The organism is Clostridium sp. AF27-5AA (assembly GCF_003478415.1).
In the GTDB taxonomy this organism is placed as follows: Bacteria; Bacillota; Clostridia; order Lachnospirales; family Lachnospiraceae; genus Otoolea; species Otoolea fessa.
Genome location: NZ_QUFH01000004.1, coordinates 52,527 through 64,506 on the forward strand (window position 1 = coordinate 52,527; position 11,980 = coordinate 64,506).

The 11,980-nt window shown below is 36.7% G+C and carries 10 protein-coding genes; all 10 read right to left on the reverse strand.

All coding sequences use genetic code 11. The features are described from left to right. Positions 1–44: 44 nt before the first annotated feature. The gene (locus DWY89_RS05690) at positions 45–554 is read right to left on the reverse strand and encodes an SEC-C metal-binding domain-containing protein (protein ID WP_118523773.1); all 510 of its coding nucleotides are present in this window, start codon (positions 552–554) and stop codon (positions 45–47) included. 244 nt (positions 555–798) lie between these two features. Continuing rightward, positions 799–2,499: an AAA family ATPase gene (locus DWY89_RS05695; RefSeq protein WP_118523772.1), complete on the reverse strand. Its 1,701-nt coding sequence runs from the start codon at positions 2,497–2,499 to the stop codon at positions 799–801. 109 nt (positions 2,500–2,608) lie between these two features. Further along, on the reverse strand, positions 2,609–3,544 hold the full coding sequence (locus DWY89_RS05700; RefSeq protein ID WP_118481718.1) for a glycosyltransferase family 2 protein: 936 nt from the start codon (positions 3,542–3,544) through the stop codon (positions 2,609–2,611). A gap of 16 nt (positions 3,545–3,560) precedes the next feature. Continuing rightward, complete coding sequence (locus DWY89_RS14585; protein WP_118524482.1) at positions 3,561–5,279, reverse strand: DUF6020 family protein; 1,719 nt, start codon at positions 5,277–5,279, stop codon at positions 3,561–3,563. Beyond that, positions 5,276–5,569 carry a hypothetical protein gene (locus tag DWY89_RS05710; RefSeq protein WP_118524483.1) on the reverse strand — a complete coding sequence of 98 codons (294 nt, stop codon included), beginning with the start codon at positions 5,567–5,569 and terminating at the stop codon, positions 5,276–5,278. Before DWY89_RS05710 ends, DWY89_RS14585 begins: the two co-directional genes overlap by 4 nt. Before the next feature lie 25 nt (positions 5,570–5,594). Next, positions 5,595–6,650 carry an NAD-dependent epimerase/dehydratase family protein gene (locus DWY89_RS05715; protein WP_118482222.1) on the reverse strand — a complete coding sequence of 352 codons (1,056 nt, stop codon included), beginning with the start codon at positions 6,648–6,650 and terminating at the stop codon, positions 5,595–5,597. A gap of 3 nt (positions 6,651–6,653) precedes the next feature. After that, positions 6,654–9,713, reverse strand: a complete 3,060-nt coding sequence (locus DWY89_RS05720) for a CDP-glycerol glycerophosphotransferase family protein (RefSeq protein WP_118482221.1) — start codon at positions 9,711–9,713, stop codon at positions 6,654–6,656. Between the two features lie 18 nt (positions 9,714–9,731). Further along, the gene (locus DWY89_RS05725; RefSeq protein ID WP_118482220.1) at positions 9,732–10,436 is read right to left on the reverse strand and encodes an IspD/TarI family cytidylyltransferase; all 705 of its coding nucleotides are present in this window, start codon (positions 10,434–10,436) and stop codon (positions 9,732–9,734) included. A gap of 22 nt (positions 10,437–10,458) precedes the next feature. After that, positions 10,459–11,187 carry an ABC transporter ATP-binding protein gene (locus DWY89_RS14365; protein ID WP_118482219.1) on the reverse strand — a complete coding sequence of 243 codons (729 nt, stop codon included), beginning with the start codon at positions 11,185–11,187 and terminating at the stop codon, positions 10,459–10,461. After that, on the reverse strand, positions 11,188–11,976 hold the full coding sequence (locus DWY89_RS14370; RefSeq protein ID WP_333491424.1) for an ABC transporter permease: 789 nt from the start codon (positions 11,974–11,976) through the stop codon (positions 11,188–11,190). Positions 11,977–11,980 lie beyond the last annotated feature (4 nt).

The following is an 11,980-nucleotide window of genomic DNA, read 5'->3' on the forward strand; positions in this document are numbered from 1 at the left end:
GTTCACTCTGTGTTCCGGATGTGCTTCTCTGATTCATAAATCTCTTATTTATTCTTTCCGCAGCACTTCTTGTATTTCTTACCGCTTCCGCATGGACACGGATCGTTCGGGTAAATCTTATGTGTATTGCGGACTGTGCCAGATGCCTTCTGCTCGCGGTACAGCTCTGTTCTTCTCTCCTCAGTCAGGATTGCATCCCACTGCGGAAGCTCATACAGCCAGGTAGCCTTTGCCTCTACCATGTTGTAATATAACTTCTCCGGGTCGATCTCGATCTTAACCTTGGTATCCTCATCCATGGTCTCGATCGGGTTCTCATAGCCCTTTAAGCTCTCATTGATTCCATCCAGGAAACCGGTCATGATCATAACTTCGGTATCATACTTCTCAGCCAGTTCCTTAACGGTACCTTCTATAACCTCAGTCGGGTTTGTAAGAATCTGCTCGTAAATGCCTTTCTCAATCGTAAAATATCCAGACCAGAGTTCCTCTTTCTTTTTATCATCCAGCCCGTCACCATATGCCAGATTGCGCCAATTTTCTAACAGTGTCATCGGTAATTCCTTCCTTTTTTCGTTCTTTCATTACTATAATAACATAGTATATTTAAGTATATAACAAGTTGGGGGGATTTGCAAGGAGGAAAACTGGCATCTGCCTATTTTTATTACTGTTCACGCATACGTGCCCAGTAACGGAATTTGCCGTAGCTTCGCATTTAAATACGGCAAATTCCTGCTGCCACCACGTTTTCTTACGGCACTTTCGGTTTCAAAAGTACCTACCCGTAAACGTAACCTATTTTTCAAGTTTTTCGCTGATCACACAGCATCTTTTTTTGCAAAAGGCAATTCCATATAACCGTATGTCCCTCCGGTCATCATTCAGGAGATATTCCTGATAACGGCGATCTCGGATCTGATTCATTGCTTTCCTGCACGCTATCCTCATCTCATCAAAGTTTTTTGTGTATTTTAATTCTGCAACAATTCCAGCATCCGGATTATCGGTCTCTACAATGATATCCGCAAAGCCATCTCCGGCTTCGACATTTGATTTTACAAGCCAGTCTGCGTTCCCTGTAAGAATCCCGACAAGAAGGTTATGATAGGAGCTTTCCTTTTCTTCCTTCCTTGCCTTTGTATCAAAAACGCTGATGGAATTACTGAGCACCCGATTTAAATATTGCTCTATTCCTTCAGTATCCCCTCCTTCAAAGGCTTTCCAGAATGCAGTCAGGCGTTCTGTGTTAGTGAAGATCGATTTCTTAAACCACTCGTTTATCTGAAGCCGAAAGACCTCGCGCACCTCCCGATTCGGAATAATCAAGCGGTAAGCGCCCTTCTCCGTCCTTCCGGTCTGTGTCAGATATCCGGTCGTAAAAAGTACGCTCCAAAGATTTTCGATGCTCTGATCAATCTCCTCATAGGTAAGATCCAGACGAAGCTCTTTTTCAATCGCTTCGCCGTTAATCAAACGTTCTATTTCATTTTTCGTTGTCTTATTTGCCTTATCAATAAAACGCTTTACCAGATCGTTTCCGCTCGTATTGATCCAATACGCTTCTGGTCTTGCTTCCGGATCATCCTTTACACGATCCACAAAGTTTACAACATCCCACGGGCAGTATACGTCGGCTTTTCCGAAGCGATATCCATCATACCATTCTTTTACTTCCGCAAACCTATCTTCCAGATGATAGTCTGAAAGCAGCTTTCGAACCTCTGTATCAGTAAAGCCAAATTGCTCATCAAATCGTGTATCTGTGATCGATAGGATCTTAAAATTGTTGAGTCCGGTGAAGATGCTTTCTTTCGAGACACGAAGGCAGCCCGTCAACACTGCGAAGTTAAGCGAATCGTTTGTCTTTAATGCTTCTCCAAGCAGTCCACGGGTAAAATAGATCATTTCCTTGTAATAACCATGCTGAAATGCTTTATCCAGTGGTACATCGTACTCATCAATCAGAATGACCGTCTTTTTACCATAATGTTTATATAATAGATCGGACAATGTTTTTATGGAAGAAATGACAATATCCACGTCTTCAGGCTGATCCTTCATGTCAAGAAGCTGATGATACTTTTTTTTATCCAAATCAAGAAGTCTTTCGCTGTCCTTTAGATAATAAAACCGTTCCGCTTCTCTTCTTATCAGCTGAATGCATCTTCGCTTTGCCTCTGAAAAGTTCAAGCCCTCTACTCCCTTTAAGGAGAGAAAGATAACCGGATATTTTCCCAGATGCTGCTCACATAATGTCTGCTTCTCCGAAATATAGAGTCCATCGAAGAGCGATGAATCCGTTCCAATCTCAAAAAAGCACTTCAGCATACTCATATTAAGGGTCTTACCAAAGCGACGCGGACGTGTAAACAGATTCACTTCTCCCCAATTTAAAAACAATTGTTCAATCAATTCTGTTTTATCGATATAATAAAAGCCATTTCGACGGATCTTTTCAAAACCATCAATCCCTACCGGAAGTTTTAATTCATTCATAAGCGAGCCTCCCGTGCTATTTTCTGGTTTTTATTATCTCATATTTCTTTGTAAAAATAAAGGTGGAATGGTTAGGGATGCTCAAACAACTTTAATCGTTCACAAAAAATCATTCTAATTCACTTTTCATCTTTTCAATCATCTGCAGCCGAAATTCATACGCCTGCCGTTCTTTCTCAACCAAAGTTGATAAAACTGCTCCCGAAAAGAATGATACAATCGAAGTAAAAATCAAAATTCCCGATGAAACAAATATAAACGGATGTTTAACCTTTCCCACCTGTATATCATGTAGGATCTCCGGAATAAGCAGTCCCATTGAAACCAGCATCAAAACAGTCGATATCCGACCAAAAAATCCAAACGGACGATAATTCTTATAGAGACGTCCTATCGTCTTCAAGACCTTAAATCCATCTGAATATGTATTTAATTTTGATTCACTGCCAGACGGTCTGTCTCGATATTCGATAACTACATTCTCAATCCGCATATTTTTTTCAACTGCATGAATGGTCATCTCCGTTTCTATCTCAAATCCCTTCGATAGCACAGGAAAGCTTTTAACAAAAAGAAAACTAAAAGCCCGATAACCCGTCATAATATCCCGGATATCAGTATGAAACAAGCGATTTACGCTAGCTCTCACCAGCGTATTTCCAAAATTATGGAACGGTCTTTTGTTCTCATTAAAATAAGTAGATGAAAGCCTGTCCCCCACTACCATATCAGCATTTTTTTCAAGAACCAGATTCGCCATCTTTCTTCCGTATTCAGCAGGATACGTGTCGTCTCCATCTACCATGATATAGCACTCCGCATCAATCTCCCGAAACATACGCCGGATTACATTTCCTTTCCCCTGTGCGTATTCATGACGGACGATTGCGCCCGCATTTTGAGCCAGTTCGGCTGTCTTATCATTTGAATTGTTGTCGTACACATAAATAACCGCTTCTGGAAGTTCAGTTTTCCAATCTTTCACGACTTTTTCAATTGTTTTTTCCTCGTTGTAGCATGGAATCAGTACTGCTATCTTATCCATTTTATGTATATTCCTTTCACTTATCATTCAAAATCTGTGTTCCTGCATTATTCATTTTTATCCAACGATATTTCTTATCAATCAATCCAAGCAACAATACCGCCGGCAATGCAACCGTAATCATATAAACATATCTAAAGTAATATCCATTGCACGGTCCCAAAAATGCAATACCTACCGAAGCCAATAATGGGATAATCCCCCAACATAAAATATCTATCTTTTGTCTTCTGAATAAATAAAATGCAAATATTAATAGCAGCCAGATATATAAGGCAACACACTTAAATACTCCTAGCACTGGAAGATTAAATATTCCTTCTCGCAACGCTTCATAACAATTTCTTAAGCATTTCAGCTTAACTGGATAATGAACATCCATATTTAATTGATTTCCACGTTTATTCACACTATCCATGCATTTTTCCGACCAACTATATGAATAATTTGTGGCCAATCTTTTACCAGGATATAGATAATAATAGTAATTGTTTAGAGTGGCTTCTGCATAAACTAAAGGATGTTTCTTCAGCATCTGATACCATACAGAAAAATATTCTTTTAATTCTACTTTAGATGTATATTTATTCCAGCCATCTTTGACTTTATCAGAACGGTCGGCCTCATAACGTTCCGATAATGTATCATAATTTAAGACGCGATCAATTACCTCTTTTTCTTTCTCCGTCACCTCATCCGAATATTCTTTTATGTAACGTGCTGTTTGCTGAAACGGAACCGAAAGCATCTCTTTTGTACTTCCTGGTGTAATTTTTAAATACGGAAAAATAATATGATTTATAGAAAAAAGCAAGAATAAGATTAACGCCAACCCAATCCCCAGTTCTTTTCTATATTCTTTAAAATGAGCAATAAGGAAAACAAACCAGATTCCAACAATATATTTTGCTTCATTTCGAAAGAAAACAATGAAGCCACCGCAAAGAAATATCAATGCCAAATAAATCAACAATATATTTTTATTACACTTTTCTCTATTACTAGTAAAAAGACTTTTCCAAATCATTATTTTAGCTAACAAAACAATGAGGAACAGCATCATATATGCGTAAAAAACATCTTTTGAAAATAAAAACATATATGATACCATTCTCGGAGAAATACAATAGTAAATTAGACTCACGAAACATATTTTTATATTAACACGAAGTTCTCTAAGAAATTTCACAAAATACGAAATAACACTTGCAGCAAATACAAATTGAATTAACGAAACCAAAAACAATCCCGCATTCCACGACTTAAACAAAAACTTTCCAATTATCATACAGATATGCACAAGCATTGTATATGCCACGGGATGATGCGCATTTAAGTATACATTTTTATTTAACAATACCAATCGTTCTGACTGAAGACTAGGCAAATTATATCCCTGCAAAATAAAATCTTGTGCATCTCCCTGCAAAATTGCCGGATATGAACACACAATATAAGGAATATATAAAACTACTATCGTCAAAAACGAACACAGAAATGTATGATTCTCAAGGAACGAGAGATACCTCCCCCCGAAAGTTTTTGAGACTATCTTTTCATCATTCGAATTTTGACATAATGTAAGATGGTCCCATTTATAAAATAAATAGATTATCACGCTTGAAAAAAGGCATGTATAACCGATAAGAACCGTTATACTTTTAAAGATCTGAAGTTTTCCCATGTACAGGGCACTTAATTCTCCGTTTACCTCAATCGCATTACCTACAATCATGCATATTGCAAAAAAAATCCCAATAAACCTGCACAGCAGCAATCTTTTCTGAACTCTGCCTTATTTTCAGGTCTATACCTCTGAATTTCTTTTAACATATAATAAAATAAACATATCATTCCCGCAAAGAGAATAAGCTGATCTAGTGAAAAACCTGATAGTGCATCCAAATACCGTTTCAATGGATTTCCCTTGTAATCCATCTTCAACAGATTCATTCGGAGACTCATCATTGTAAATACAGCCATGATACAGCTTAAACTCTTTTTATACCTATCTATAGCAATCACTTTAGCTCCTCCACATATTTCATTCTCATTCCGTCTTCGACCTTATTATTTCGATTGTTTTTTCAAGCTGTTCTTTCATTTCATTCTTTGACTTCCAACCTAACTGATTCAACTTTTTCGCATCAAGCCGCGCATCCGATGCTTTTGAATACCCTTTCCGCTCTATTTCATCCGGCAGTTCAAACACAACTTTTCTGCCAGCATAGTCTGCTAAAATACCTGCCAGTTCTTTCAGTCGAATATCATATTTCTCATCCGCAATATTATAAGCTTCCCCGTCTTTTCCATAAAACAGAATATAAAGCAATGCAGACACTACATCCGTAACATAGCAATAAGAAAAATATTGATTTCCTTCACTCTTTAAAACAATATCTTCTCTGTTTACTGCTTTCTTTATGAACTGAGCCAATGCTTTGCTGTCACTTTGAAGCATCGTCGGACCAAAGACTCGACATACTCTCGGAATCACAACATCCAGTCCATATTTCTGTCTATACGCCTGGCACAGCGCTTCACCCGTTCTTTTTCCCTCCGGATATCCGGCTCGAAGAGTATTGCAGTCAATATAACCGCAATACTCTTCTGAAAACCGTTCTACATCTCCACGATTTTCGCCGTAAATTTCGACCGAAGAGAGAAAAACAACTCTCTCAGCCTTTGAATACACTGCCATTTTTAATACATTTTCTGTTCCCGCCACATTCGTCATAATCGTCCCAATCGGATCTTCTGCATAGCTTCTCGGGTGCGTATTGCTGGCACAGTGAAACAGATAATCCATTTTTGTATCCAGCTGCAGCGAATTATTAATATCACCCTGAATAAAGGAAAAGTTCAGATCCTCCATATAATTTTTAAAACGTTCACGTGCTCTCTGCTCAGAACGTCCCATTGCAAACACATGGATCTTAGAATCATATGTACGATTATGTTCCATCAACACATCTACTAACACCGTTCCTATCATTCCGCTAGCACCGGTAATCAAAATTTTCTTATTCTCCAGTTTTTCCCACGGAAAGGTATAATCTGAAATTTTCTTTATATCTTCTACATACAATGGATGTGAATAATACATACTTTATCTCCTCTCCCGCAATTTTTTTATTTTTTCAGCATATTTTGTGCCGTGAATCCATTTTCGATAACATCGCCACACAAAACGATAGGACCATGCCGATCTGGCCAGAGACAGATTGAAATCCTTTGTTCCAAAATGTCCGCCTCTCGCCCATTTAATAATTGCTAGCATCGTGATTGGTGGAGCATATTCTCTTGTCTTTCCATAAAGAGCCACTGAGTCATATAAAGAAGCTGTCATTTGGAGAAAGATATCCTGACTCTTATTATTATGGAAAAATGATATTCCAAAATCAAAAAGACTTCTTCCTATTGATTCTTCATTTTCGAATATCATCCTGCAAAAATCAGTTGCAAATTCAGGAAGGTATCTTTCAAGCGCATTATGAAGACTTTGATTATTATCGCAAGGATTTAATACAGGTTCCACTTTTCCATTCTTTCTCTCATAAGAACTAACACTGCGATATGGCAGATTAGCAAAAATTGATTCTATAAATATTTGTGAATATGTATTCCCCGTAAAATTATAACGGATTAGATGTCCATTCGATGGATAGATACTTCTTGCATAATAAAATATGTTATCGTGTTTATATCCAGCAGCTTTCCAGAGTAAACGTGCTAAACAATTCTGCGTATATCCTCGTCCCCAGAATTCCACAAATGCATATTTTTCCGAAAAATCAATTTCCTGATTCAAATATTCCAGAACAATTTTTCTCTGTTCTGCAGCCGTCTGAAGAAGATACTGCTCATATTTTTCGGATACAGAAAAAGCCTCTCTAATTTTTTTGAGTTCTGGACGTGTAATTATTTTCTTTTCTTTTAAATAAGCCAATTCAGGAAACATACTCTCAAATGTTTCTGAAGTCATGCTAGCCGCTTCCAACAATTTATCATACTCTTCTATATCAACAAAATTTCCAAATTCACCGAAAAATTCTTCATCTATTTCATAGATTTGAGAAGGAATTCTCCAAGCTTTTCTTGAACCATATATATATTTCGTTTTAATAGAAAGTTTTTTCTCTTTTATAATCGCATCGGCAATTCGTTTTAAATGATATCCATCGCGAGAAATAAAATACAGACAATCTATTTTCTTCTCAAGCGCATGCCTAATCGCCCAATTCACATACGGAACCCAATATAAGGACACATACGAATATGCATATACCTCTTCCATACGATGTTCTTCCTGGCGAAACCTTGCAAACAAAGCCGCTATCTGATAAGAATCATACGTTGCTATAAATTGAGTCAAATTTTTTTCATAAAAATCAAACGCCGGGATTTCATGGTTTACAGATTCAATTCCAATTGAGGCTGGCACTTTCCCATCTGCATTTTTATTATCTCCATAATGAATCCATTTACCAAACCGATACTCTACGGCATGATATACATCAAAAAACAATTCTTTTGTTGTCTTCTGTGTTCCATAATCACTTGAAAGGAACAGTGGGAGTTCCCCCAAAATTGGCTCCGCCTTGCATAACAGCTTTTTTATAAATTCTTTTGGTAAATACATATCGCTGATTAAAACAACCGTTTCCCCTTGTTCGATCAAGTCTTTAACCTGCTGAATTTTCTCCGGATATGGTATAGATGTCTCATACTCGCATTCCAATTCCCATTTCTTTAACTGCTCTGTCTGCTCATCTGTTAAGCTATATAGTTCTTTGATTCTCTCATAAATCAAATCAAATGTAATTTCAGTTCTTCTATCCTTCCGCAGAACTATGCTTTTTCTATAGTATTCACGCACATTTGATTCCGCCCATGGACGAATTTTATAGAAATTTTCCTTGATATATTTAGGATATTCTAATTTTGATTCTCTCATCTTATCTTGAACATGATAAAAAACACCGATTGGAAGCAGCGTACTTCTGCCAATCAATGTATCAAAAATATCAAAACTATATAAAGTAGGCAATTTCTTACTTTCATCCGGTTCAAACAAAAGTGCTGCATCTACTATTTTCTCCAGAGAATGCTCATCTGCATATTCCCAGAATTTTTTATAGATACGTGCAATTTCTTCCGATTCATCCTCATCTGCTTTTGAAAACACTTCTAAAAATTCCTGAAAATTAGTACAGATCTTTCCGCACGTATTTTCCATGTAATCCAATGCAAAATCTCTTAACGTATTTTCCTGACCATAGTCAAATATATATCGGGCAAAATGTTTGACTCCGCTTGCCAGCATATCATAGAAAATAGAAGAATAATCGACAATTGCAAGGTCAATCCGATCAAATATTTCATAAAAATCATTTGCATTGTCCCAAAACAGCACTCTCGGACAATTTGTATATATTTTTTTTATATTTTGGTATTGGAAATCATTCGCCATCAATGGATGCATTTTAAAGATCAGCAGGAAATTATTTTTCTCCAATACGTCCACTAACTTTTCCATATCCGGAATCGCCTGTGAGAAAAAATTAGTAGCAGAAGCATCTCTGTAAGTCGGTGCGTAAACAGCTATCTTCGTATCCTCTGGCAGCTTTTTTTGTTTCAAGATATCATGATCATATGTCTTAATTTTTCCCGGATAAAAACAACACGGATATCCGGCTCGAATAATCTTGTCTTCAGCTAGATCACACTGCTTAATAAAATGTTTTTCCATAAGTGGAGAAGTCACTAAAAACAATTGATAATTTTGATAACAATCCATATTGATAATATGTTTTTTGATTATACGTTCATTCAAAAATCCATATGTAACACCCTTTTCAACTGTTTTGCATCCTACTCCATGCCATAAATTTAATACTGTGATTCCTTTAAGATAATCCTGAAAAACTTCCTTCTTTTGGTTCACAACATAAACTCCTGCCTGTGAACCAATTTTTTCAGCCATTTTGGATTTAAACAGAAAAGCCTGATATCCCAGTTTACGAATATAATTTCTCGTTTCTTCCGTATAGCAAAACCAGTATGGAGTAATATCTTTCCTATAATTCACAATATACATGAAAAGCCATTTGGGATTCCCATCAAACGCATTCCCCGCATTGAAAATCCAAATTTTCTTATCTCTCATCTGAAAACTCCCTTTACATTAATGTTCTTTTAACATTAGTAATGCCTTAAATAACTCCAAATCATCCTGTGTCGTAATCTTGATATTTTTATCAGAACCCGCAGCAAAATGAAGTGTTTCTCCCAAATCTGTCATCATTGTATTCGTATAAGAAGAACCATAGATACCTATTTTCTCTTTAAATGCTTTTTTATACGCCCAAAGCAATGTTCCATATTTGTATGCCTGCGGTGTCGAAACTCGTCTCAATGTTTCCCTCGGAATATACTGTTCCGTTGTTTCTTCATCTTTTTTTACAAAGATCTGTTCATTATACGGAAGGGAAGTTACTGCATTTCCATAAATCCCACATTTTACAATCACATCGGACAAAACATTTTCATCAACTAATGGCCGGATCCCATCGTGAATTACCACGATATCATCCTCTTTGCATTCATTTTCAAGCGCAAACACACCGTTTCGGATCGATTCCTGCCCGGTACTTCCTCCGCTTATCACCCACTTTAATTTTGTTATATGATTCTGTCTGGCATACGCTTTCAAAATATCATGCCATCCATCGATACATACAACCAGAATGCTGTCAATCTGTGGATGCTTTTGAAATGCCTCTAGCGTATAGATAATCAACGGTTTATCGTTGACATTGATAAATTGCTTCGGTATCTCCTGATGCATTCTTTGTCCTGTACCGCCTGCTAAAATAATTGCTGTATTCATTTTCTATATACCCTCTCCATCTTTAACTCATAAATTCTTCGTATTTCTCCAGAACTTCTTTTGTATTCCCGTACATCTTTATTTCGCCGTCATGGAGCCACAGTATCTCATCACACAATCCATCCAGCGTCTTTGTATCATGCGACACCATAACAACCGTCCTATTTTCATCCGAGATCAGCTGCTTCATTTTGTTATAACTTTTTTTCTTAAATCGGGCATCTCCTACACTGAGCACTTCATCAATCAACATAATGTCCGTCTCTAAAATCGCCGTAATAGAAAATGCCAGCTTTGAATACATACCGCTGGAATACGTTCTGACAGGCGCATCAATAAATTTTCCAAGTTCCGAAAATTCTATAATTTCTTCCATTCGCTCCCGGACTGCTTTTTCAGAAAATCCCAAAAGCATTCCCGACAAAATAATATTTTCACGTCCCGTCAATTCTCTCTGAAATCCCACCCCAATCGACAGCAGCGAAACGCTGTTTCCTTTCAAATCAATTGTTCCGCTGTCTGGAGCAAATATACCTGCAATTGCATTTAACATCGTTGACTTTCCGCTGCCGTTTTTTCCTACAATTCCTAAAATATTTCCCTTGGGAACATTAAACGACACATTGCGGATTGCCTGAAATTCATCTACTTTATTTCTATGAAAATGCAATAAGCTTTTTTTTATTGAATAGGATTTCAGTCCGCGATAACTGATGCATAAATTTTTTATTTCAATTGCATTTTCTTTCATTTAAATCACCTTTACATAACTATTTTCATTTTTATAAATCTTTCGAATTCCGGTTCCTGCCAAAATAATGCTAACTACAAACCATGCCAGCATTAATTTTCGATGCGGAATTTTTCCATAAAGCAGTGAATTTCTCATGCACTCCAGAAAAAACGCCATAGGATTATAGCGAGTCAAAAGCTCTCCATAGGGTGCCGGAATTCTTGTAGCGACATTATAGAAAATACCTGTCAAATAAAATAACATTCTCAATACGATCGTTATTACATTCGAAAGGTCTTCAACAAAGACTCCGTAATGAAGCAGCCATAGTGAGCACGCAAACGTAAAAAGCAATAATAAAAGCAGCGTTGGAATCGTATAAATAATCTTATAGGTAAAGGGTACCCTCCAAAAAATCATCATTAAGATAACGATCGCAAAGGAAATCATCATTTTAAAAGAATTTACCCATACCTTTGTCAATACCAATATATATTTCGGAAGATACACTTTAGAAACAATTGGCTTATTTGTTTTTACAATCCGTACACTTTGATTAATCATTCGATTAAAAAAATCCCACATGGATAATCCAATAAAAATAAAAATCGGGAAATATGGCTCTTTTGCCTTAAAAACATAACCAAAAATAAATGTATATATGAGCATAAAACAAATGGGATCTAATATCCACCAAAGCCAATTTAAGTATGAATTTGCCACTTCTGACTTTAACTGTGCTTTCGCTGAAACCACTGAAAAGCCAAAATATTTTTTTATATCTCTTATAAATCTTTTCATTAACATCTGA